This is a genomic window from Methanonatronarchaeum thermophilum (assembly GCF_002153915.1).
Lineage (GTDB): Archaea > Halobacteriota > Methanonatronarchaeia > Methanonatronarchaeales > Methanonatronarchaeaceae > Methanonatronarchaeum > Methanonatronarchaeum thermophilum.
In genome coordinates this window covers 215,893-236,529 of record NZ_MRZU01000003.1, presented here as the reverse complement: position 1 = coordinate 236,529, position 20,637 = coordinate 215,893, and the positions used below count along the sequence as shown (strand labels likewise).

General features: G+C 39.0%; 31 protein-coding genes, 1 tRNA gene and 1 pseudogene. 29 read left to right on the top strand and 4 right to left on the bottom strand.

Going from position 1 to position 20,637, the window contains the following annotated elements:
- The 21 genes from AMET1_RS02420 (at position 1) to AMET1_RS02320 (ending at position 11,589) form a co-directional block, all read left to right on the top strand.
- The gene (locus tag AMET1_RS02420; RefSeq protein ID WP_086636890.1) at positions 1-693 is read left to right on the top strand and encodes a 30S ribosomal protein S4e; all 693 of its coding nucleotides are present in this window, start codon (positions 1-3) and stop codon (positions 691-693) included.
- On the top strand, positions 690-1,217 hold the full coding sequence (locus AMET1_RS02415) for a 50S ribosomal protein L5 (protein WP_086636889.1): 528 nt from the start codon (positions 690-692) through the stop codon (positions 1,215-1,217). The genes AMET1_RS02420 and AMET1_RS02415 overlap by 4 nt, the downstream gene beginning before the upstream one ends.
- Complete coding sequence (locus AMET1_RS02410) at positions 1,207-1,341, top strand: 30S ribosomal protein S14 (RefSeq protein WP_086636888.1); 135 nt, start codon at positions 1,207-1,209, stop codon at positions 1,339-1,341. The genes AMET1_RS02415 and AMET1_RS02410 overlap by 11 nt, the downstream gene beginning before the upstream one ends.
- Positions 1,342-1,353: 12 nt before the next feature.
- Complete coding sequence (locus AMET1_RS02405) at positions 1,354-1,743, top strand: 30S ribosomal protein S8 (protein WP_086636887.1); 390 nt, start codon at positions 1,354-1,356, stop codon at positions 1,741-1,743.
- A 10-nt stretch (positions 1,744-1,753) separates the two neighbouring features.
- Positions 1,754-2,278, top strand: coding sequence for a 50S ribosomal protein L6 (locus tag AMET1_RS02400; RefSeq protein ID WP_086636886.1), 525 nt, complete (start codon positions 1,754-1,756; stop codon positions 2,276-2,278).
- Positions 2,279-2,280: 2 nt separating this feature from the next.
- A complete protein-coding gene (locus AMET1_RS02395) occupies positions 2,281-2,619 on the top strand; it encodes a 50S ribosomal protein L32e (RefSeq protein ID WP_086636885.1) in 339 nt (112 codons plus the stop codon).
- Between the two features lies 1 nt (position 2,620).
- Complete coding sequence (locus AMET1_RS02390; protein WP_086636884.1) at positions 2,621-3,073, top strand: 50S ribosomal protein L19e; 453 nt, start codon at positions 2,621-2,623, stop codon at positions 3,071-3,073.
- Complete coding sequence (locus AMET1_RS02385) at positions 3,070-3,627, top strand: 50S ribosomal protein L18 (RefSeq protein WP_086636883.1); 558 nt, start codon at positions 3,070-3,072, stop codon at positions 3,625-3,627. Before AMET1_RS02390 ends, AMET1_RS02385 begins: the two co-directional genes overlap by 4 nt.
- A gap of 2 nt (positions 3,628-3,629) precedes the next feature.
- Positions 3,630-4,259 carry a 30S ribosomal protein S5 gene (locus AMET1_RS02380; protein WP_086636882.1) on the top strand — a complete coding sequence of 210 codons (630 nt, stop codon included), beginning with the start codon at positions 3,630-3,632 and terminating at the stop codon, positions 4,257-4,259.
- Positions 4,260-4,261: 2 nt separating this feature from the next.
- Positions 4,262-4,702 (top strand): 50S ribosomal protein L30, encoded by a 441-nt coding sequence (locus tag AMET1_RS02375; protein WP_086636881.1) that lies wholly within the window; start codon positions 4,262-4,264, stop codon positions 4,700-4,702.
- Between the two features lie 5 nt (positions 4,703-4,707).
- Complete coding sequence (locus AMET1_RS02370; RefSeq protein ID WP_086636880.1) at positions 4,708-5,115, top strand: uL15m family ribosomal protein; 408 nt, start codon at positions 4,708-4,710, stop codon at positions 5,113-5,115.
- On the top strand, positions 5,112-5,678 hold the full coding sequence (locus AMET1_RS02365; RefSeq protein ID WP_086636879.1) for an adenylate kinase: 567 nt from the start codon (positions 5,112-5,114) through the stop codon (positions 5,676-5,678). The genes AMET1_RS02370 and AMET1_RS02365 overlap by 4 nt, the downstream gene beginning before the upstream one ends.
- A complete protein-coding gene (locus AMET1_RS02360; RefSeq protein ID WP_086636878.1) occupies positions 5,675-6,292 on the top strand; it encodes a DUF106 domain-containing protein in 618 nt (205 codons plus the stop codon). Before AMET1_RS02365 ends, AMET1_RS02360 begins: the two co-directional genes overlap by 4 nt.
- 14 nt (positions 6,293-6,306) lie before the next feature.
- Positions 6,307-6,843 (top strand): (d)CMP kinase, encoded by a 537-nt coding sequence (gene cmk, locus AMET1_RS02355; protein ID WP_086636877.1) that lies wholly within the window; start codon positions 6,307-6,309, stop codon positions 6,841-6,843.
- Between the two features lie 36 nt (positions 6,844-6,879).
- Positions 6,880-6,979: transfer RNA gene (locus tag AMET1_RS02350), tRNA-Ser, on the top strand.
- Positions 6,980-7,008: 29 nt separating this feature from the next.
- Positions 7,009-7,482, top strand: coding sequence for a 30S ribosomal protein S13 (locus tag AMET1_RS02345; RefSeq protein WP_086636876.1), 474 nt, complete (start codon positions 7,009-7,011; stop codon positions 7,480-7,482).
- 15 nt (positions 7,483-7,497) lie between these two features.
- Positions 7,498-8,046, top strand: coding sequence for a 30S ribosomal protein S4 (locus AMET1_RS02340; RefSeq protein ID WP_086636875.1), 549 nt, complete (start codon positions 7,498-7,500; stop codon positions 8,044-8,046).
- Positions 8,047-8,436, top strand: coding sequence for a 30S ribosomal protein S11 (locus AMET1_RS02335; protein ID WP_086636874.1), 390 nt, complete (start codon positions 8,047-8,049; stop codon positions 8,434-8,436).
- A 4-nt stretch (positions 8,437-8,440) separates the two neighbouring features.
- Positions 8,441-9,223 carry a DNA-directed RNA polymerase subunit D gene (locus AMET1_RS02330; protein ID WP_086636873.1) on the top strand — a complete coding sequence of 261 codons (783 nt, stop codon included), beginning with the start codon at positions 8,441-8,443 and terminating at the stop codon, positions 9,221-9,223.
- 306 nt (positions 9,224-9,529) lie between these two features.
- Positions 9,530-11,257 (top strand): aldehyde ferredoxin oxidoreductase family protein, encoded by a 1,728-nt coding sequence (locus AMET1_RS02325; protein ID WP_086636872.1) that lies wholly within the window; start codon positions 9,530-9,532, stop codon positions 11,255-11,257.
- A 50-nt stretch (positions 11,258-11,307) separates the two neighbouring features.
- Positions 11,308-11,589: a ubiquitin-like small modifier protein 1 gene (locus AMET1_RS02320; protein WP_086636871.1), complete on the top strand. Its 282-nt coding sequence runs from the start codon at positions 11,308-11,310 to the stop codon at positions 11,587-11,589.
- A gap of 3 nt (positions 11,590-11,592) precedes the next feature.
- On the opposite strand, the gene AMET1_RS02315 is transcribed toward AMET1_RS02320, so the two are convergent.
- From AMET1_RS02315 to AMET1_RS02300, 4 genes are all read right to left on the bottom strand, one after another.
- On the bottom strand, positions 11,593-12,033 hold the full coding sequence (locus AMET1_RS02315) for a metal-dependent transcriptional regulator (RefSeq protein WP_086636870.1): 441 nt from the start codon (positions 12,031-12,033) through the stop codon (positions 11,593-11,595).
- Positions 12,034-12,130: 97 nt separating this feature from the next.
- A complete protein-coding gene (locus tag AMET1_RS02310; protein ID WP_086636869.1) occupies positions 12,131-12,610 on the bottom strand; it encodes a MogA/MoaB family molybdenum cofactor biosynthesis protein in 480 nt (159 codons plus the stop codon).
- A complete protein-coding gene (moaC, locus tag AMET1_RS02305) occupies positions 12,603-13,079 on the bottom strand; it encodes a cyclic pyranopterin monophosphate synthase MoaC (protein WP_086636868.1) in 477 nt (158 codons plus the stop codon). Before moaC ends, AMET1_RS02310 begins: the two co-directional genes overlap by 8 nt.
- Positions 13,080-13,137: 58 nt before the next feature.
- Complete coding sequence (locus AMET1_RS02300) at positions 13,138-13,359, bottom strand: NifU family protein (RefSeq protein ID WP_086636867.1); 222 nt, start codon at positions 13,357-13,359, stop codon at positions 13,138-13,140.
- Positions 13,360-13,474: 115 nt separating this feature from the next.
- On the opposite strand from AMET1_RS02300, the gene AMET1_RS02295 reads away from it, so the two are divergent.
- From AMET1_RS02295 to tmk, 8 genes and pseudogenes are all read left to right on the top strand, one after another.
- The gene (locus AMET1_RS02295; RefSeq protein ID WP_143406810.1) at positions 13,475-14,281 is read left to right on the top strand and encodes a hypothetical protein; all 807 of its coding nucleotides are present in this window, start codon (positions 13,475-13,477) and stop codon (positions 14,279-14,281) included.
- Positions 14,282-14,460: 179 nt separating this feature from the next.
- Positions 14,461-15,873: pseudogene (locus AMET1_RS08035) on the top strand (monomethylamine:corrinoid methyltransferase).
- A 46-nt stretch (positions 15,874-15,919) separates the two neighbouring features.
- Positions 15,920-16,552, top strand: coding sequence for a cobalamin-dependent protein (locus tag AMET1_RS02285; RefSeq protein ID WP_086636534.1), 633 nt, complete (start codon positions 15,920-15,922; stop codon positions 16,550-16,552).
- A gap of 208 nt (positions 16,553-16,760) precedes the next feature.
- Entirely contained in the window at positions 16,761-17,735 is a 975-nt protein-coding gene (gene argC / locus AMET1_RS02280) for an N-acetyl-gamma-glutamyl-phosphate reductase (RefSeq protein ID WP_086636865.1), read from the top strand.
- A gap of 67 nt (positions 17,736-17,802) precedes the next feature.
- Positions 17,803-18,282 carry a CBS domain-containing protein gene (locus AMET1_RS02275; protein ID WP_201721243.1) on the top strand — a complete coding sequence of 160 codons (480 nt, stop codon included), beginning with the start codon at positions 17,803-17,805 and terminating at the stop codon, positions 18,280-18,282.
- Positions 18,275-19,399: a bifunctional glutamate N-acetyltransferase/amino-acid acetyltransferase ArgJ gene (argJ, locus tag AMET1_RS02270; protein WP_086636863.1), complete on the top strand. Its 1,125-nt coding sequence runs from the start codon at positions 18,275-18,277 to the stop codon at positions 19,397-19,399. The genes AMET1_RS02275 and argJ overlap by 8 nt, the downstream gene beginning before the upstream one ends.
- 44 nt (positions 19,400-19,443) lie before the next feature.
- Positions 19,444-19,920: a hydrogenase maturation protease gene (locus AMET1_RS02265; protein ID WP_086636862.1), complete on the top strand. Its 477-nt coding sequence runs from the start codon at positions 19,444-19,446 to the stop codon at positions 19,918-19,920.
- A gap of 86 nt (positions 19,921-20,006) precedes the next feature.
- Positions 20,007-20,615, top strand: a complete 609-nt coding sequence (gene tmk / locus AMET1_RS02260) for a dTMP kinase (protein WP_161490725.1) — start codon at positions 20,007-20,009, stop codon at positions 20,613-20,615.
- Positions 20,616-20,637: the final 22 nt, after the last annotated feature.

Below are 20,637 nucleotides of genomic sequence, written 5' to 3'. Positions count from 1 at the left end.
ATGCATTTAAAAAGATTAGCAGTTCCAAGAAGTTGGACAGTTTCTAAAAAAACAGACTACTGGGCAACCACACCCAAAACATCCCACCCGAGAGAACGGGCAATACCGATAAACGTAGTATTGAGAGACGTATTAGGAATCGTAGACAGCACAAGAGAAGTTAAAAAGATAATAAGAGATAGAGGACTCCTCGTAGATGGAAACGAAATCAACGACCACAAACATGGAGTAGGGCTAATGGATGTAATCAGCATTCCAGAAGCAGAACTACATCTAAGAACAACAATCGATTCAAAAAACAGACTCAAATTCATAAAAATCGATGAACAAGAAGCAAACACCAAACTATGTAAAATTGACAACAAAAAAATACTCAAAAACTCAGAAACCCAACTAAACCTACATGACGGAACCAACATAACAATTGAAGCCGACGACTACAAAACAAAAGACACAATAAAAATCTCAATACCAACCAAAGAAATACAAAAACACATACCATTCGGAAAAGGAAAAAAAGCATTGATAATCGGCGGAAAACACGCCGGAGAGATAGCAGAAATAAAAACACATGAAATCTCCGATGGATCAAAACCAAACCACATACTACTTGAAGGTGAAGAAGAGTTCCGAACCATAGAAGAATACGTAATAGTCGTAGGCGACGAAGAACCAGAGGTGACACTACAATGAACGCAAACAAGATGAAAAAACCACAGATAGAGAAAGTCGTCGTCAACATGGGCATAGGTTCAGGCGGAGAAGAATTAATGCACGCAGAAGAAATCATGGAAACACTAACAAACCAACAGCCAATCCGAACCCATGCAAAAAAGAACGTACCAACATTCGGTATACGAGAAGGAGAGCCAGTTGGATGTAAAACAACACTAAGAGGAAAAAAAGCAATAAAATTCCTCGAAAAAGCATTAGAAGTCAAAGAAAACAAAATACAGAAAAAATCAATCGACAACCATGGCAACTTCTCTTTCGGAATCAACGACCACACAGGATTCAAAGGAATAGAGTACGACCCCAACGTCGGGATATACGGATTAGACATAACTGTAACAATGGAAAGACCAGGATACCGAGTAAAGAAACGATCAAAATCAAACAAACCTTTAGGCCCAGAACACGTACTAACCCCGGAAGACACAGCCCAGTTCATAGAAAAAGAACTTGACACCAAAGTGGTGGAAAAAGATGAGCAGTAAAGAAATTATAGAATGTAGAAGATGCGGTAGGAAGCAAGGTATAATAAGTAGATATGACATCAACCTATGCCGACAATGCTTCCGAGAAGTAGCTGAAAAAATGGACTTTAAAAAATATAGTTAAATGGTGATTAAAATGAAAATGGATCCATTGTCGGACGCACTTTCAACAATAAACAATGCAGAGAAAGCCGGAAAACTAAAAGCAGATATAACACCGGCATCAAAACTAATAGGAAGAGTATTCGACGTAATGCAAGAAAACGGCTACCTAGGTGAATTCGAATACATAGACAACGATAAAGGAGGAGAATTCAAAGTTAAACTCATAGGAAACATAAACAAATGTGGATCTATAAAACCACATTTCTCAACAAACAAAAACGAATTCGAAAAATGGGAAAAAAGATACCTCCCAGGAAAAGACTTCGGAATACTAGTAATATCAACACCAAAAGGAGTAATGTCCCACAGAAAAGCACAACAAGAAGGAATCGGCGGAAGACTCCTTGCATACGTCTACTAAGGTGATCAAAATGTCAGTAAACCAAATAGAAATACCAGAAAATGTAGAAGTAACAATCGAAGGAAACAAGATCACCGTAAAAGGAGAAAACGGAGAAATACAGAGAACCCTCCAATCAAGCGCAATAGACATCCAGAAAAAAGATAATAAACTAACACTCCAATCAACCACAGACAGAAAAAAACACCGAGCAGAACTCGGTACATTCACATCTCACATACAAAACATGATAAAAGGATCTCAAGAAAACTTCGAATACGTCCTTAAAGTTGTATATTCACACTTTCCAATCAAAATGGAAGTCAAACAAAACAAACTCTACATAAAAAACTTCCTAGGCGAAAAAAACCCAAGAGTAGTCGAATTAATAGGAGAAAAAACAGAGGTAGAGATATCAGACGACGAAGTAATCGTAAGAGGTCCAAACAAAGAAGCAGTAGCTCAAACTGCTGCTAAAATCCAGGAAGGCACCAAAATAAAGGGCAAAGACCCAAGAGTCTTCCAAGACGGAATGTACGTAATAAGTAGGGGATAAAAATGTCGAAGAAATTCAGACGTCAAGAAAGCCAAAAGCACAAAAGAGTTAAAAACAAGTGGAGACGGCCAAAAGGAATCCAAAGCAAACAGCGAAAAGAAATCAAAGGTAAACCCCCACTCCCAAAAGTAGGTCGTAAACAACCAGAAGAAAAACGAGGAATACATCCATCAGGATACAACGAAGTACTTGTCCACAACACAAAAGACCTAGAAAAACTAGGTGAAAACGATGCAGCCAGAATAGGTGGGTCGGTAGGAAACCGCAAACGAGAAGCGATACAGCAAAAAGCAATCGAAATGGACATAAAAATCCTAAACCACAAAGAAATAGGTGACTAAAATGACCAACCTAAAAAGCCAAAAAAGAATGGCCGCAGAGATACTTGGAGTCGGGAAAAAAAGAGTTTGGATAGACCCAAACAGAGTTGAAGACATATCCATGGCAATAATGAAAGACGACATACGAGAACTCATAGAAGAAGGAGCCATAAAGAAAAAAACAATCAAAGGACAAAGCCGAGGAAGAGCCAGAAAAATCGACGAAAAAAAGAAAAAAGGAAGAAGAAGTGGCCATGGAAAAAGAAAAGGAAAAAAACACTCCAAAATATCCAAAAAAGAAAAATGGATAACAAAAGTCAGAGCACAAAGAAAAAAACTCAAACAACTAAGAGACGAAGGCGAAATAACTAGATCCGAATACAGAAAACTATACAAAAAATCTAAAGGCGGAGAAATCCGAGACTTAAAACACCTAGAGAGCTTGGTAGCACAAACAGAAGGTGCTAAAGAATGACTGAAAGAATACCACTTAAAAGAAGAATAAAAGATAAAACAGACTACAGCCAGAGATTAGAACTACTAAAATCAGGTAAACCTAGACTGGTTGTACGAAGAAGCCAAAAATACTTCACAGTTCAAATAGCCAGATACGACCACCAAACAGCTTCAGACCACATAATATGCGGATGCAACTCAAAAAACCTCAATAAATACGGATGGAAAGCATCAGGAGGAAACACATCCGCAGCCTACCTAACAGGCTACAAATGTGGATTAAAAGCACTAAACAAAGACATCAACACCGCCATACCAGATATCGGAGTTAACAGAATATCAAAAGGCTCAAACCTATTCGCAGCAATAAAAGGCGCAGCAGACGCAGGACTACAAACACCAATAAACGAAGAAATAGCCCCATCCGAAGAAAGAATCAGAGGCGAACACATAGCAAACTACGCAGAAAAAGGCGATTTCTCACAATACAGAGAAAAAGGACTCGACCCAGCAGAACTACCAACACACTTCGAAACAGTAAAACAAAACATAAAACAAGAAATTGGTGATTAAAAATGTCAACCGCACAAAACCAACATACAGAAGAATGGATACCTAAAACAAAACTAGGAAGATTAGTAGCCTCCGGCGAGATAACAACAATAAAAGAAGCATTAAACTCAGGCCTACCACTAAAAGAAGTAGAAATAATAGACCAACTAATAAACGTCGAAGAAGAAGTTCTCGACGTAAACATGGTTCAGAGAATGACAGACTCAGGCCGAAGAGTAAAATTCAGAACCCAAGTAGTAGTAGGGAATAGAAATGGATATGTAGGGCTAGCTGAAGCCAAAGACGAAGAAGTTGGTCCAGCAATACGCAAAGCAATAAGAAACGCAAAACTGAACCTAATCGACATCAGAAGAGGATGTGGATCTTGGGAATGTGGATGTGGAACAAACCACAGCATACCAATAAAAGTAACTGGAAACGGAGGAAGCACACGAGTTACACTACTACCTGCACCAAACGGAATAGGCCTAGCAGCAGGAGAAACAGCTAAAAAAGTACTAGAACTAGCGGGAATCAAAGACATATGGTCATCAACCAAAGGAGAAACAAGAACTACAATAAACTTCGGAAAAGCCACATTCGACGCACTTAAGAAAACAGCTATGGTGAAAATGCCAGAGAGAGATGATTAAAGATGTATGCAGCAATCCGAGTAAGAGGAACCGTAGGAGTTAGAAAAGACATAACTAAAGCACTAGAACACCTCAACCTAAACCGACCTAACCACTGCGTCCTACTAAAAGAAAACGAAACCAACCAAGGAATGCTACAGAAAACAAAAGACTACATAACATGGGGAGAACTCAACAAAGATGGAGCCAAACACCTACTCAAAAGAGCCGACTACAAAAACGGCGAGCTAGAAGAAATCACCGAAAAACACGGTTCAATCGAAGAAATAGCAACAAAAATACTCAAAGAAGAAATAAAACCCGAAGAAATAAACATGAAACCAGTGATAAGACTCCACCCACCAAGAAAAGGATACAAAAAAACAAAACGCTCATACACCGAAAACGGAAGCCTCGGATACCGAGGAGAAGAAATCAACAAACTAATATACAGAATGAGGTGAATCAAATGGGAAATAAAAAAAGAGGATCCCGAACACATGGAAAGGGACATGGAAAAAGCCATAGAGGCGCAGGACATCGTGGAGGCCGTGGAAAAACAGGACGAGGCAAACACAAAAAAAGCAGCGGACATAAATTCGGAAAATACGGCTTCAACCGCCCACCAAAACTAGTAACAGAAAACGAAGTAATAAATATAGGTCGTTTAGACGAAATAGCCCACCACCTAGTTGAAACAGGACAAGCAGAAAAAGAAGGCGAAACCATAATCATAGACACAAAAAAACTCGGAATAGACAAAGTACTAGGACGAGGAGACATACAACAAAACCTCAAAATAATAGCAGAAAACTTCTCAGAAACAGCAATAAACAAAATAGAAAAAGCAGGTGGAGAAGCAGAGGAAAAACAATGACCCTAGTAGTACTCACAGGCTCACCAGGAGTCGGGAAATCAACCGTCGCCAACAAAGCTCTACAAAATACCACAAAAGAATACAAAACAGTGAACTACGGCGACAAAATGCTAGAAGTCGCAAAAGAACGAGGCTGGGTTGAAGATAGAGACCAAATGCGAAAACTAGATCCAGAAAAACAAAAAGAAGTTCAAAAAATAGCTGGAGAAAAAATATCCGAGATGTCAGAAACCCAACCAATAATCGTAGACACACACAGCACAATCAAAACCCCACAAGGATACCTACCAGGAATCCCAGAATGGGTATTAAAACCACTAGACCCAGACACAATAGTAGTAGTCGAAGCCCAACCAAAAGAAATAATTAATAGAAGAGAAAAAGACGCAGGAGAAAGAGTAAGAGACAAAGAAACAACAAAAGAACTAGAACAACACCAAGAAATGAACAGAGCAGCTGCAATGGCATGTGCTGTACTAAACGGCGCCACAGTAAAAATAATAGAAAACCCAGATGGAGGCCTAGAACAGGCCGCTGAATCCTTATTAAAGGTGCTTAAATGAGTCGAGAGGCCCTGAAAGACCTAATAGAAAAAATAGTACTTTTCTTAGCAATAGGTCTGATGCTGGCCATATTTCTCGACCCAACATTCTTCCCAACACTAGGTGAAATAGCCAACAACATCGTACTAAACCCATTAACAGCCTTACCAGTTGAACTCGCAATAATGGCCGTAGCAGCCTTCAACGGCCTACTAAGCTCTATAGCTCAGAAATACGGAATGGACATGGAAGAACAGAAAGAAAGACAAGAGAAAATGAAGGAACTATCCAATAAAATCAAAGAAGCAAGAATGTCTGGAGACCAAGGAAAACTAAAAAAACTAGAACAAGAAAGAACCGAACTCACACAAGAACTCATGGGAAACCTAACAAAACAATTCAAACCAATGCTCTACATACTACTAATAACAATACCATTCTTCGCATGGGTATACTACGTAACAGACCCAGCAAACGCAATATACGAAGCACCAAGCATGCTACTACCATTCATCGGAGAAGTAGATTTCTCCGCAAGAGTATGGGGCACAATACCAACATGGATAATATGGTACATAGTCTGCTCAATACCAATAAGCCAAGTAGCACGTAAAACAATGAAAGTCGGTATCTAAAGGAGACAGAAAACATGATAGTAGCCGTAAGTGGTCCAGCCGGCGCTGGAACAAGCACAACATCCAGAGCAGTAGCAAAAAAAGCAAAACTCAACCACATATGCGCTGGGCAGATCTTCAGAGAAATGGCAACAGACAACAAAATGACACTTGAACGATTCAGCGAGTACGCAGAACAAAACCCAGAAATAGACCACAAAATAGACCAAAAACAAAAAGAAATCGCAGAAAACAAAAACAACATACTACTAGAAGGCCGTTTAGCCGGATGGATGGCAGAAAACGCAGACATAAAAATATGGCTAAAAGCCCCACTCAAACTAAGAGCCAAAAGAGTAGCAAAACGAGAAAACATACAACTAAAACAAGCACTCCATGAAGTAAAAGAACGCGAAAAATCAGAAAAAACAAGATACCAAGAATACTACCAAATCGATATAGACGACCTCACAATATACGACCTCATCATCGACACAGCAAACTGGAACAAACAATCCGTAATCAACATCATCGACACAGCAATAAACAACTACAACGAAGAAACAGGATAAGATTTAGTATAATATAAGAACAACCAAATGAATACTGCCGGGATGGCCGAGTGGAAAGGCGCATGCCTGGAACGGTACAACCCAAGAAAGCATGTGAGGCTTCCGCCTCTCGAGGGTTCAAATCCCTCTCCCGGCGTTAAAAAAACAAAAAAGGTTAGTGTTAAAATGTCAGATAGTTTTAGACATATAGTAAGAATTAAAAATACGAACATTGAAGGAGACAGGAGGGTAGATTACGCTTTAACTGGAATCCAAGGCATAGGTCAGAGAACTGCTAAAGCAATAACCAAACTAAGCGGAGTCAACCCCGAAAAGAGATTAGGAACAATAAAAGACGAAGAAGTCGAGAAAATCGAAGAAGCAATCGACCAACTCGAAGAAGAAGCACCAGGATGGTTCCTAAATAGAACAAAAGACTACAAAACAGGAGAAGACAAACACGTAATCGGCTCCGACCTCATAGTAACACACAGACAAGACCTAGACAGAATGAAAAAAATAAACAGCTACAAAGGAGTCAGACACAAAAAAGGCAAAAAAGTCAGAGGACAGAGAACCAGATCAACAGGAAGATCAGGAACAACAGTCGGTGTCAAACGAGCAGAACTACAAAAACAAAAATCAACAGATGAGGACTAATCGGAGGAAACAAAAATGGGAAGCCCTAAGAAAAACAAAAAAACATACGAAACACCACCACATCCATGGCAACAACTAAGAATGGAAGACGAATCCAGATTAATACAAGAATACGGACTAAAAAACAAAAAAGAAATCTGGAAAGCAGAAAGCAACCTAAGAAACTACAGAAGAAAAGCAAGAGAACTACTAGCGGAAGTAGGTAGAGCCACAGAAACATCAAAAGGCGTAAAAAAAGAAAAACAAGAATTCCTAGACAAACTAAAAAGATATGGACTAGTAAGCCAAGACGGAACACTCGACGACGTACTAGGACTAAAAGTAAGAGACATACTCGACAGAAGACTCCAAAGCATAGTAAACAAAAAAGGATACGCCCGAACACCAAAACAAGCACGCCAATTCATAGTACACGGCCACATAGCTTTAAACGGCCAGAGAGTAACAATACCAAGCTACCTAGTAAAAACCACAGAAGAAAACCAAATATCATACAGCCATACCTCCCCAATGAAAAACGAAGCACACCCAGAAAGAATAGAAAAAGTAGAGGAGGAACTATAAATGAGTGATAAAAGATGGGCAGTCGCCCACGTATACGCAAGCTTCAACAACACATTAGTCACAATCACAGACATAAGCGGAAGCGAAACAATAGCAAAATCCAGCGGTGGAATGGTAGTAAAATCAGATAGAAACGAAAGCTCACCATACGCCGCAATGCAAGCAGCAGAAGAAGCCGCACAAAAAGCCAAAAACAAAGGAATAACAGGAGTACACGTCAAAATACGAGCCCCAGGTGGAAACCTACAAAAAAACCCAGGACCAGGTTCAGGAGCATCAATAAGAGCCTTTGCCAGAGCAGGACTCCAAATCGGAAGAATAGAAGACGTAACACCAGTACCACACGACGGAACCCGCTCCCCAGGCGGCAAAAGGGGTAGGAGAGTATAAAAACATGAACATCGATGTAAGAGAATTTACCCCACAAAAAATCGAATTCATACTAGAAAACACAACACCAGCCAAAGCCAACAGCCTACGAAGAACATTAATATCCGAAGTACCAACACTCGCAGCAGAAGACATCAAAATATACGAAAACTCATCAATAATGACAGACGAAATGCTAGCACTAAGAATAGGCCTAACACCCCTAAAAACACAAATAGACGAATTCGAACTACCAGAAAACTGCGAATGCGGAGGAGAAGGATGCTCCGCATGCAAAACAACCCTAATACTAGGAGGCGAAGGCCCAACCACACTATACTCAGGAGACCTAAAAACCGAAGACGGAGTAGAAATACCAGACAAAAAAATACCACTCGTCAAACTATACGAAGGCCAAGAAGTCATACTAGAAGCCGAAGCAAAACTCGGAAAAGGAAAAGACCACACAAAATGGCAGCCAGCAGTCGCATGCGGATACAAAGGATATCCAATACAAAAAATAACAGACGAATGCGACAACTGCGGCGACTGCGTCGAAATATGCCCACGAAACGTATACAAACTAGAAAACAACAAACTCCAAATACAAAACCCAGAAGCCTGCAGCCTATGCAGCCTATGCGTCCAAGAATGCCACACCGACGCAATAACCGTAACAGACGACAAAAACAAATTCATATTCAACTTTGAAACCGACGAATCACTAACACCAACCGAAATAACAACAAAAGCAACAGAAATACTCACAAAAAAACTACAAGGATTCAAAGAAACACTAAACCAATAAACAACAACCCAAACCCAAAACAAACCAAAACAACGGGGACAAACGTCCCCAACAAAACAAAAATAACCCACAAAACCAAACAAAAATAACTTAATTAAATTAGATTAAATCCTTTTCTTCAATAATACACTACTTTATAGTTAATTTAAAATACTTCCCACTAAACTATATTTATTTTATTTTTATTTTTGTTGTTGGTTATTTTGATTTAGGGAGCGTTATTGGTAGATGGGGTGTTTTTTTATTTTTGGTTTTTTATTTTTTGGCTAAGATTTATGTTATATGTTTGGTTTAACTAGTGTTGTGATGACGGAAAAAATTCTTCGTGTTGATATGGATAGTGGTGATGTCAGTTTTGAAGATGTTCCTGATGAGTACGATGCATATGCTGGTAGGGCTTTAACCTCAAATGTGATTGCTGATGAAGTTGATCCTCAGTGTCATCCGTTAGGGCCGAACAACAAGTTAGTTTTTTCTTCTGGGTTGATAACGGGAACTAGCGCTCCTTCGACTGGAAGGCTTTCTGTTGGGGCTAAATCTCCTTTGACGGGTGGTATTAAAGAATCAAATGTAGGGACTGATTTCAGTCAGGCGTTGAAGAAACTTCAGATACGTGGTATTGTTGTTGAAGGCCAGTCTGACGAATATAAGTTGTTGAAGATTGATAAAGATGGTGTTGATTTAGTTTCTGCTGAGGAATGGTCTGGAGTTGGATTATATCAAGCTTTTGAGGACTTAAATAGTGAGTTTGGTGATGTTAGTGTCTGTGGTGTTGGCATTGCTGCAGAAATATCTGGATTTAACTCTGGAATCGCTTTCAATGATCCTGAGGGAATGTCAACAAGATATGCAGGTCGTGGTGGATTAGGAGCTGTTATGGCATCTCGAGGTTTGAAATACATAGTGGTCGATGACGCTGATGCGCCTGGTGTTGAGATAGAAGATAGGGAGTTGTTCAAAAAGGGCCGTAAAAAAGTTGTAGACGGTTTACAGGAACATGATGTTACCAAGCCTGATGGTGCTTTACCAAACTATGGAACAAGTGTTCTAATAAATATTGTAAATGAAGTTGGTGCTTTACCTATAAACAACTTCTCTGAAGGACAGAGTGAGAAGGCTGAGAAGGTTAGTGGTGAAAAAAAAGCTGAAGAGATTGAAAAAAGAGGTGGGGTAAACCCTCATACATGTAGTCCAGGCTGTATAATCCGATGTTCTGAAGTTTGGACAAAGGAAGACGGGTCAGATCCTGTTGGAGTACTAGAGTATGAATCTGTCTGGGCTTTAGGACCAAACTGCGGTATATATGACTTAGATATTATAGGTGAGTTAAACCGTAAATGCAATGACCTCGGAATGGATACGATAGAAACAGGAGCAACATTAGCAGTAGCCATGGATGGAGGTTTAATAGATTTCGGTGATGGAGAAGCAGCTTTAGAGTTACTAGAAGAGGTTAAAGAAAACACAGCTCTAGGTAAACTTATAGTTAATGGAGCCAAGTTTACTGGAGATGCTTTAGGTGTTACAAGGATTCCAGTAGTTAAAGGCCAAGCAATGCCTGCATATGACCCTAGAGCTGTTAAAGGAATTGGAATAACATACGCAACATCAACAATGGGAGCAGATCACACAGCTGGATACTCAATTTGCCAGGAAGTGTTAGGTGTTGGTGGTAAAAGAGACCCACTTGAAATCGAAAATAAAACGGATCTTTCAAGGGAAATGCAAGCAACAACAGCAGCTATAGACTCGGTTGGACACTGTTTGTTCACGGCATTCGCATTACTGGATATCGATGAAGCTTTGGAAGGAGTTATAGAAGAAGTAAACGGTGTTTTAGGAACCGATATGACTGTTGAAGATATACCGGAATATGGAATGGATGTCTTAAAAACGGAGAGAGAGTTTAATAAAGCAGCTGGTATGACAAAACAAAACGATAGAATTCCAGAGTTTATGAGGGAAGAAAAACTACCACCACACAATGAGGTCTTCGACGTATCCGATGAACAACTTGACAGTGTTCACAACTAATTTTTTGGGGTGGTTTTAAGATAAACCACCTTAAATACACTTTCATAACTATGGTTGAAGTAAAACTTTTTGCTACCTTCCAAAAGATAGTGGATTCAAGTGAATTGGAGATTGAGGCTGACAACATAATGGAGTTACTAGGTGAGTTGGATAATAGATATCCTATGTTGGGAGATAGGTTGTTTGTAGATGATGAACTTAGTGATAATGAACTTAGGGATAATGTGATGGTTCTTAAAAATGGAAAGAATATCGAGTTTCTTGATAAACTTGACACAGAACTTGATGAAGGGGATAGGGTAGCTATCTTTCCACCGATAGCTGGTGGATAAAAACTATTTTTTTTGTTTTTTAAGTTTGTCTAGCTCTGTTTTTATTTCTCTAACTGTTGATAGGTCTCCTTCGAAAGTTTCTTCGATGTATTTGACAAATTTTTTGAGTTGCGTTATTGTTTCGTCACTTAAGTGGTGTTCAACTTTACAGGCGTCTTTTTCAGCGTTCTCTTTTGAGACACCAAGCATTAGAAATAGGCGGCGTATTGCTTCATGTGTTTCGATGACGTCATCAGCTATTTCTTTTCCCTTATTTGTGAGAGTTACTCCTTGGTATTTTTCGTAATCGATATATCCTTGTTTATCTAGTTTTTGAAGCATTTCTGTAACGCTTGATGCACTTACATCAAGTTGTAGGGCGATTTCGTTTGTCCTGGCTTTTTCATTTTTTTCTAGGGCTTTTGAAATCGCTTCTAGATAATCTTCTACGCCTTCAGTTACCATTGTTAGATTTTAAGTATTTGATTTAAATAAAATTGTTGAATTTAGTTTTGGTGGTTATTTTAGGTTAGGATGTTTTTGTTTCTTTAAAAATAAGGGTTTAAGGTCTTTTTGCGTGGTTGATTATGTGGCCTATTTCTTTTGTGATTATTTTGGATGCTAGTTTGGATGCGTTTTTTGATCCAGGTACTGCAAATATGGGTTTTTGGTTTTTTATTCCTGCGGTTGCTCTGCTTAGCATAGCTCGGCTTCCGACTTCTTTGAAACTTTTGTTTCGGAAATATTCTCCGAAACCTGGTAGTTTTTTGTCGAATAGGGGTGTGAGTGTTTCTACGGTGACATCTCTTTTTGAGATACCTGTCCCTCCACAGTAGATATATGCATCATGGTTGTAGTTTTTTAGGCTGTTGATTATTTGTTTTTCTTCGTCTTTGATGATCTCTCTGTTTACTTTGTGGCCTTTTTTTTCAAGTTGTTTTTGTATTGTTTTGCCTGAAATGTCGTTTTCTAGTGTTCTGCTGTCGCTTACTGTTATTACTTTTATTTTGAATGTACCTGATTTGTCGTGTTTTTTAGTCATTTAAATCGACCTTTGTTTTTTTGGTGATTTTAATGTTTTCGATTTTGGTGGTGGGGTATTCTCCGTGTTTATTTTTTTCTGCGGATTTCACCATGTCTAGTATTGTTAGGAGGGTTGTTGTTGCTCCGTTTACTGCTTCCATCTCAACTCCGGTTTTACCGATGGTTTTTACGGTTACTATTGTTTTGATTTTGTCTTTTTTTGTTTTGAAATCTATGTCGATTCCTGTTATCGGTATTGGATGGCATAGGGGGATGTTTTCTGGTGTTTTTTTGATTGCTTGGATTCCGGCTATCCTTGCTGTGTTCAGTACGTTTCCTTTCTCTATTTCTTTGTTTTTGATTGCTTCTATGGTAGTTTTTTTTAGTTTGATCTCACCTTCGGCGGTCGCCGTTCGTTTGACGTTGGTTTTGTTGCTTATATCGACCATACTGGCCTTTCCGTTTTTTAAGTGTGAAAAATCAGTCATAAAATAATATAGCTATATAATTAGAGTATGTAGTTTTTTTTAGATTTTTTTGTTTGTTTTAGACGGATTCTACGGATTCTATTTCGGGTATTTCGGATTTTAGGTATTGTTCTACTGTGTTTTTGAGTGTTATTTGGGACATTGGACAGCCAGCGCATGCACCTGTTAATCTTACTTTAACTATTTTGTCCTCTATATCTACGAGTTCTATATCTCCACCATCCATCTGTAGTTTTGGTCTTATGTTTTCTTCGATTAGTTCTTCTACTTTTGTTCTCATAACAGGTTTTTATTGATTTGTCATTTAAATAAATTCTTTTGAATCTTTGTTTTTTATCTCTTTTTGGTGTTTTTGTTGGTAATTTTCATTATTTATTAGGTTTTTATTATATGTGATGACCAGACTTGATGAACGGTTGGTTTGTTCTGTTGTTGAGAATTTAAATGATATTGATAGGGATTTAAGGCGTTTTACGGGTTTGTCTTTTAGGGAGGTTTGTAGGGGTGGTGGTTTTTTTGATAATGTTTTGGTTGAGTCTGAGAAATCTGTTTCTGTTGTTCCTTTGAGTTGTGGGGATGGTGAGATTCCTTTTTTTTCTGATGCTGTCTGTGAGGTTTTGAGGTATGTTGGTTTTGATGCCTCTGTTGTTGAACGTGATGTGTTTGGTATTAGTAGGTCTTTTGAAGGGGATTTTGACGGTGTTTTGATGGCTGATGATCAGGCTTTTGTCGGTATTGATCTTGTTTCTCGTAACGTAAGTGATAATGATAGTTCTACTTCTCGTGCTTACTCTATTTTAACTAGGTTGTTGGTGGAGAAATTTAGTTGTTCATCTTGTCTGCTTGTTGGTCTTGGAGATATTGGTGGGGGGATGCTTGACTACTTGTTTGGTTCGGAGTTGGCTCTAGATGGGTTTGTAGATTCTTTTTTTGTTCATGACATTGATGTTGGTAAGGTTGATCGTTGTTTAGGGGCTTATCCGGTTGAGAGGTATATTGATGGGGTTGGGGAGGTTGATGTTGTGATTGATGCAACCCCATCTGTGTCGAATGTTTGTTATAGTGACGTTTTTGTTGATGGGGATAGTTATTTTGTTTTACCGGGTGTTCCAGTTGGACCGTATCCTGAAGGTAGGGGTTTTTTTGATCCTTTGGCCTTGGGTGCATGTAGTTTGGCGTATATGGCTTTTTCAGGTGATTGATTATAGAAATAAAACAAATAAAATCTATTTGAAGTTATACAAACAAATTTTATTTATAGCTGTTTTTAGTCCACAATAGCTAAATTAAAGCAATATAATTAACCTACGAAAAGAAAGAGACCTAAAATAAAGTAAGTTTTAAATAGAAGTTGTCTACATATCGATAGGGTGGAGATAACATGTCCAAAAACCTAAAATGTCGTGGACTAGATGTCTACGAAGCGGACCTAAGATTCCGCCAAGGCGAGAAAGTATCAGAAAACGAGTGGGATAGAAAAATCCTACCAATGAAGGCAAAAGAATACGTTGAGGAATACGACATAGAGATTGATCAAAGGAAAATAATACCAGAGGACAAACAGCTTAAAAAAGATATTTTTGAAGCAGCTATCGCCATGTTCACAGACATGGGATACTTCAACATGGATCGAGAGAAAGTAATGGAAGTTAATGAAGACGAAATCCATGAAGGGCTAAAAAAAGCTCCAACCGAACTAACAATAGGAGCTGGAAATGACGCAGTTTGGATGTACAACAGAGGTGGCAACCCAAGCAGACCACCACTCATACAAGGAGGGCCAACAGGAGCACCTGTATCCGAAGACCTCTTTGTAAAAATGCATCAAACATACGCTCAAGAACCAAGAATAGACACAATAGTTGACGGAGTTCCAAACAGCGTGCGAGGAGAAGAAACCCCAGCAGGAAGTCCATGGGAGATAAAAGGAACACTATTTGAACTAAGAAGCATCCGAGAAGCCTGCATACGAGCAGGAAGACCCGAAATGGGCATATAGGGTCCAGAGACACCGCTTTCAGCGGCAGGACGAGCAGCAGCAGACACCTTCAACGGAATGAGACAATGTGACAGCCACGAAGTCTCACAACTAAACGAAGTTAAAATAGACGACGCAGCACTCAACATGATCGCATCCTGGATCGAAAACAACAACACAATAATGGTTGAACAAATGCCGTTATTCGGAGGATACGCAGGAGGACTAGAGGAAACCGTCCTCGTAGACACAGTATCACACCTTGCAAGCTTCACAACACTAAACGGTTCATGGCATCTAGATGGACCCATACACGTAAGATGGGGAATAACAACATCAAGAGAAACACTAGCCGTCGCAGCACACACAGCAGCCGCAATATCCGAAAACACAGACCTACTTATCGGAAACCAATACTACCCAATCTCAGGACCATGCACAGAAATGTGTCTAAAAGAAGTAGCAGCACAAGCAATGGCAGACACAGCAAGCGGAAGGTCCATACTCTCAGGATCAGCATCAGCAAAAGGTGTACTTGAAGACCACACAACCGCAATGGAAACAAGATGTATGGCCGAAGCAGCAAACGCTGCAGCAGGAATGAAAACATCAAAAGTAAACGAAGTGCTAAACGAACTTGTAGACGAATACACAGAAAACCTAGCAGAAGCCGACGCAACAAAAGACCCCAACAACACAAAACTCGGAACAGGAAAATCACTATCACAATGTTACAACATAGACGACCTAACACCAACTGACGAATACTGGGATGTCTACAACTCAGTTAAAACAGAAATAAAAGAAATGCTATAAAAGCAGATAAAAACACTAAATGTAAGTAAAAAAGAGGTATTTATTTATGTCTGATGAGATTTTGGCGAAGTTGAAGGAAGCTATTGAGACACAGGATATTGAGATGGCGAAGGAGTGGACGCAGAAAGGTATTGATGAGGGCATGCCTGTTAAGGATATTATTCAGGAAGGGCTTGCCAGTGGTATGGAGAAGGTGGGTGATCAGTTTGAGAAGGCTGAGATTTATCTGCCTGAAGTTATGATGGCTGCAGATGCAATGGAAGAATGTATGGAGCTTTTAAGGCCTGTGCTGGAAGAAACAGGTGAAGAGAGCGGTCAGAAAGCAACAGTAGTGATCGCAACAGTTGAAGGCGACATACACGAAATCGGAAAGAAAGTAGTGGCCAGCATGCTAAGAGGAAACGGATACGAAGTAGTCGACCTAGGAAGAGACATACCAGTAGACGACTTCGTACAAGCAGTAAAAGACAGCGACGCAGACATCGTAGGCGCATCAGCACTAATGTCAACAACAATGCCAGAACAAAAAAGAATCCAACAAGCAGTAGAACCACTCGGCGTAAAAACCATCTACGGCGGAGCACCCGTCACCCAAGAATGGGTAGACGAAGACGTAGGCGGAAACGCATACGCACCAAACGCAGCAGCAGCCGTAAAAGCACTAGACGAAATAATCTAACAGAACGTGTAATTGAGGTTTTTTCCTCATTACATACTTTTTTTATTTTTTTTATATCTAGTTTTTAAGTATGGTTTGAAGTTTTAATGTATGTGTTTTTGTTTTTTTGTAGGTGTTGTGCAAACTTTTTTCGTTTTTAGTCACCATTGTTATTTGTTTGGCGTAATATTTATTTGAAACTTTGATTTATTTTGATGGAGGAGTTTTAATGGTTAGTGTTGGTATAATTGGTGGTACTGGATATACTGGGTCTGAGTTGCTTAGGTTTTTAGTGAATCATCCGAAGTTTGATGTTGAGTTTGCGACATCTAGGAGTGAGGAGGGTGTTGAGATTGGGGAGTATATTCCTAGTTTACGTGGATTGGTTGATGATGAGTTTGTTTCACCGGACTCTTCTTTAGATGCGGATCTTGTGTTTACTGCTGTTCCTCATACGAAAGCGATGAACTATGTTCCTTCTTTTTTGGAAAGAGGTATTAAGGTAGTTGATTTGAGTGCTGATTATCGATTGCCGTTCGGTGTTTATGAGGAGGTTTATGAAGTTGAGCATTGTGATGTTGGTAGGAAAGCTGTGTATGGTTTAACTGAATTGCATCGAAGGGAGATCAAGAAAGCAGATTTGGTTGCTAATCCAGGGTGTTATCCTACTGGAGCTATTTTTTCTGCATATCCAATTAAGGATGATGTTGATAGAATATTGTTCGATTCTAAATCGGGGATTTCCGGAGCTGGAGCGAAACCAAGTTCTGCATCTCATTTTCCAAATCTTGATGGAAACTTGAATCCATATAAGGTTACTACACATAGGCATCAAGCAGAGATGAAGATGGTTCTTGGAGGTGAAGTGCATTTCACTCCGCATGTTATACCTGTGGTTCGGGGTATAATGACTACAACACACGTTTTCGGTTGTGATGTAGATGATGTTAAAGGTAGGTATGAAGAGTTCTATAGTGGCTGTAGGTTTATCCGTGTTTATGATGATGTTCCTAAATTAAGTTCTGTTAGGGGGTCGAACTACGTCGATATTGGTTGTTTCAGTCAGGAGGAAGGTCGTGTTGTCATTGTTTCAGCTATAGATAACCTTGTTAAAGGAGCTGCTGGCCAAGCCATCCAGAATGCGAATGTAATGATGGGTTTACCCGAGGATTTAGGGCTTAAAGCTATACCTCTCTCCCCATAAAAACCGTTTTGTAGGTGTTGATAGATATTATTGTAGTTGGTGAATTTAGATGAATATTGAAGAAGTTATGAATCCGGATGTATTTACAGTTAATAATGACGATACGATTAGGGAAGCTGCTTTGAAACTTAAATCCAAGGAGATCAGTGGCTTGCCTGTAGTGGATTCTGAAGACCGGCTTGTTGGAATAATAAGTGAAGCCGATATTTTAAGCACTCTTGAAGAAGATGTTGAGTTTCCTAGAGACCTATGGCTTCCGAATCCATTTGAGTTGATTGAGATTCCTATTCGAACTGCTCTTGACTGGAAAAAATATAAAAAAATATTGGAAGATAAGAAGGAGATTTTAGTTGAAGAGGTTATGACCTCGAAGGTATACACGGTGTCTCCAGAAGACGAGATATATCGAGCTGCTAACCTGATGTCTAAACATAAAATCAATAGACTCCCAGTTGTTGAAGACGGAAAACTGGTTGGTATCGTTGCAAGAGAAGACCTAATCGATTCTATAGTGAATAAACGTGAGAAGGAGTTAAAGGATGAGTGAAAAAGGTATCTGTAGTGTTAAAGGCGTAAAGGCATATGGATTTAAAGATGGTAAAAACGGTATAGCAGTTATCTCTACACCTGGTAGGTGTGTTGGCACCTTCACCAAAAACAAGGTTCAGGCGGCTCCAGTTGTATATTCTCAAAACCTATTGAATGAAGACCCAGGAATCGATAACATAATCGTTAATAGTGGTTGTGCAAACGCTTTCACAGGGGAACGAGGATTAAAAGATGCTAGATGGATGTCGAAACAGATGGAAGGCCGAAACCTTGTTTGCTCAACAGGTAAGATAGGGAGTTATTTAAACCGTGACTGGATTCAAACTGCGGTGGAAAAGGCAGTTAGAAACATTGATACAGAAAATGGTGGAATTGAAGCTGCTAAGGCAATAATGACCACAGACACCGAAGTTAAATCGATAAAAATAGAGAGAGACAACTACACAGTAGCTGGGATAGCGAAAGGAGCTGGAATGATAGAGCCAGATATGGCAACAATGCTCGCATTCATATTCACAGACATAGAAATACCGCAAAAAGAAATGGAAAACAATTTCACAAAGGCAGTTGACAACACATTCAACATGGTGGTTGTTGACGGCGATACAAGCACCAACGATACAGCCCTACTAATATCTACTGGAAAAGCAGAGGCCGAGTACACAAAAAACAAAAAACAGGTATGGAAAGACATAGAGAACGTATGTAAAGAACTGGCCAAAAAAATAGCTGAAGACGGAGAAGGATCAACAAAACTCATAGAACTATCTATAACCAACGCAAAAACCGAACAAGAAGCCCGAAAAGCAGCTAAAACCGTATTGAACTCACCTCTTGTAAAAACAGCAATATATGGTGAAGACCCAAACTTCGGACGAATAGTAGCTGCATTGGGACGTTCAAAAACTAATTTCCATCCCGAACAAATCGAAATAAAAATAAATGGAAAAACCGTTGTAAAACAAGGAACCATTAACATCGATAAAGAAATCACCGAAGAACTCAAGGAAAAAACAATAAAAATCCAGATCAACCTGAATAACGGAAACGCAGAAATAAAAGGATGGGGCTGCGACCTAACACCAGAATACATCAAAATAAACGCTGAATACTGAAACAAAACTAACTAAACAGATAACTAAAAATACCTTAAATAAAAATGAATCCTAAAGAAAAAATAATGGAAATTGTGGAAGGTAGGAACTGTATTTTAGTCTGTGGAATTGGAAATGACATCAAAGGCGATGACGCTGTAGGCCCCTACATCATAAGCCAAGTTAAAGAAACCGGGTGGATTAAAACACTTGATTGTGGTAAAAACCCCGAAGCTTACATAAAAAATATTGTTGAAATAAATCCAGACCTATTAATATTGATAGATTCCACCAAATTCAATGGAAAGCCTGGTGATTTAATTATAACACAAGCAAGTGAGATCGAGAAGAAAACAATATCATCTCATAGAATGCCTATACCCGTATTTAATGAAATACTGCATGAACGCATCAACAATCTAGATATATATCTAATCGGAATACAGCCAAAACAGATCATCTTAGGGAAAGAAATATCAAAACCGGTTAAAACAACAGCAAAAACAGTAATAGAAATAATAAACAATATAAAACAACAATAAACCCTCTTGACCACCCCTTAACTTCTTAAATCTAAAGATAGGTTAATTATTTTATATTAATGCTTAAAAACACATTGAGGTTTTCGATGAAAGGTAAATTGATTACTGTTGAAGGAATTGATGGTTCTGGTAAAAGTTCATTGGTCCAGAAACTTGGGGAACGTTTCAAAGAGGAGACAGATAAACAGGTTTTATTAACGAAAGAACCTACAGACTCTTGGTTAGGAGACTCAGTTAGAGAGGGATTGAAGAGAGAAGTTGACCCTCTTTCAGAGGCCTTCCTATTCACTGCGGACCACATACATCACGTACGGGAAACGATAGAGCCCGCGTTAAAGGAAGGTAATATCATTATCTCTGATAGATACAGTGATAGTTTCTATGCATACCAAGGAACAACTCTCCAGGGAGAACTTGAAAACCCAATCAATTACCTAACCGATCTACGAAAAGACTTCACTATAATTCCTGACATAACCGTACTACTAGATATCGATCCGGAGACCTCTGTTAAACGTATCAAACACGATCAAATAAAATTTGAAAACAAAAAATTTCTAAAAAAAGTAACTGAAAAATACAACAGTATAGCTAATAAAGATACCAATAGGTTCATTAGAATAAACGCAAACCAAGAAATCGATCAAATCACAGAAAAAGCATTTCAACTAATAAAAAACCAACTAGACCTCTAAAAAACTAAATAAAATCTTTAAA

Coding starts and splice junctions, on each gene's coding strand:
- AMET1_RS02275 (WP_201721243.1), top strand. CDS start 17,803: ATGAATCCGGATGTATTTACAGTTAATAATGACGATACGATTAGGGAA.
- AMET1_RS02395 (WP_086636885.1), top strand. CDS start 2,281: ATGTCGAAGAAATTCAGACGTCAAGAAAGCCAAAAGCACAAAAGAGTT.
- moaC (WP_086636868.1), bottom strand. CDS start 13,079: ATGACTGATTTTTCACACTTAAAAAACGGAAAGGCCAGTATGGTCGAT.
- AMET1_RS02320 (WP_086636871.1), top strand. CDS start 11,308: ATGGTTGAAGTAAAACTTTTTGCTACCTTCCAAAAGATAGTGGATTCA.
- AMET1_RS02330 (WP_086636873.1), top strand. CDS start 8,441: ATGAACATCGATGTAAGAGAATTTACCCCACAAAAAATCGAATTCATA.
- AMET1_RS02345 (WP_086636876.1), top strand. CDS start 7,009: ATGTCAGATAGTTTTAGACATATAGTAAGAATTAAAAATACGAACATT.
- AMET1_RS02265 (WP_086636862.1), top strand. CDS start 19,444: ATGAATCCTAAAGAAAAAATAATGGAAATTGTGGAAGGTAGGAACTGT.
- AMET1_RS02310 (WP_086636869.1), bottom strand. CDS start 12,610: ATGACTAAAAAACACGACAAATCAGGTACATTCAAAATAAAAGTAATA.
- AMET1_RS02360 (WP_086636878.1), top strand. CDS start 5,675: ATGAGTCGAGAGGCCCTGAAAGACCTAATAGAAAAAATAGTACTTTTC.
- AMET1_RS02375 (WP_086636881.1), top strand. CDS start 4,262: ATGTATGCAGCAATCCGAGTAAGAGGAACCGTAGGAGTTAGAAAAGAC.
- AMET1_RS02415 (WP_086636889.1), top strand. CDS start 690: ATGAACGCAAACAAGATGAAAAAACCACAGATAGAGAAAGTCGTCGTC.
- AMET1_RS02400 (WP_086636886.1), top strand. CDS start 1,754: ATGTCAGTAAACCAAATAGAAATACCAGAAAATGTAGAAGTAACAATC.
- AMET1_RS02300 (WP_086636867.1), bottom strand. CDS start 13,359: ATGAGAACAAAAGTAGAAGAACTAATCGAAGAAAACATAAGACCAAAA.
- cmk (WP_086636877.1), top strand. CDS start 6,307: ATGATAGTAGCCGTAAGTGGTCCAGCCGGCGCTGGAACAAGCACAACA.
- AMET1_RS02390 (WP_086636884.1), top strand. CDS start 2,621: ATGACCAACCTAAAAAGCCAAAAAAGAATGGCCGCAGAGATACTTGGA.
- AMET1_RS02285 (WP_086636534.1), top strand. CDS start 15,920: ATGTCTGATGAGATTTTGGCGAAGTTGAAGGAAGCTATTGAGACACAG.
- AMET1_RS02340 (WP_086636875.1), top strand. CDS start 7,498: ATGGGAAGCCCTAAGAAAAACAAAAAAACATACGAAACACCACCACAT.
- AMET1_RS02405 (WP_086636887.1), top strand. CDS start 1,354: ATGAAAATGGATCCATTGTCGGACGCACTTTCAACAATAAACAATGCA.
- argJ (WP_086636863.1), top strand. CDS start 18,275: ATGAGTGAAAAAGGTATCTGTAGTGTTAAAGGCGTAAAGGCATATGGA.
- AMET1_RS02420 (WP_086636890.1), top strand. CDS start 1: ATGCATTTAAAAAGATTAGCAGTTCCAAGAAGTTGGACAGTTTCTAAA.
- tmk (WP_161490725.1), top strand. CDS start 20,007: ATGAAAGGTAAATTGATTACTGTTGAAGGAATTGATGGTTCTGGTAAA.
- AMET1_RS02315 (WP_086636870.1), bottom strand. CDS start 12,033: ATGGTAACTGAAGGCGTAGAAGATTATCTAGAAGCGATTTCAAAAGCC.
- AMET1_RS02370 (WP_086636880.1), top strand. CDS start 4,708: ATGGGAAATAAAAAAAGAGGATCCCGAACACATGGAAAGGGACATGGA.
- AMET1_RS02410 (WP_086636888.1), top strand. CDS start 1,207: ATGAGCAGTAAAGAAATTATAGAATGTAGAAGATGCGGTAGGAAGCAA.
- AMET1_RS02295 (WP_143406810.1), top strand. CDS start 13,475: ATGACCAGACTTGATGAACGGTTGGTTTGTTCTGTTGTTGAGAATTTA.
- AMET1_RS02385 (WP_086636883.1), top strand. CDS start 3,070: ATGACTGAAAGAATACCACTTAAAAGAAGAATAAAAGATAAAACAGAC.
- AMET1_RS02380 (WP_086636882.1), top strand. CDS start 3,630: ATGTCAACCGCACAAAACCAACATACAGAAGAATGGATACCTAAAACA.
- AMET1_RS02325 (WP_086636872.1), top strand. CDS start 9,530: ATGACGGAAAAAATTCTTCGTGTTGATATGGATAGTGGTGATGTCAGT.
- AMET1_RS02365 (WP_086636879.1), top strand. CDS start 5,112: ATGACCCTAGTAGTACTCACAGGCTCACCAGGAGTCGGGAAATCAACC.
- argC (WP_086636865.1), top strand. CDS start 16,761: ATGGTTAGTGTTGGTATAATTGGTGGTACTGGATATACTGGGTCTGAG.
- AMET1_RS02335 (WP_086636874.1), top strand. CDS start 8,047: ATGAGTGATAAAAGATGGGCAGTCGCCCACGTATACGCAAGCTTCAAC.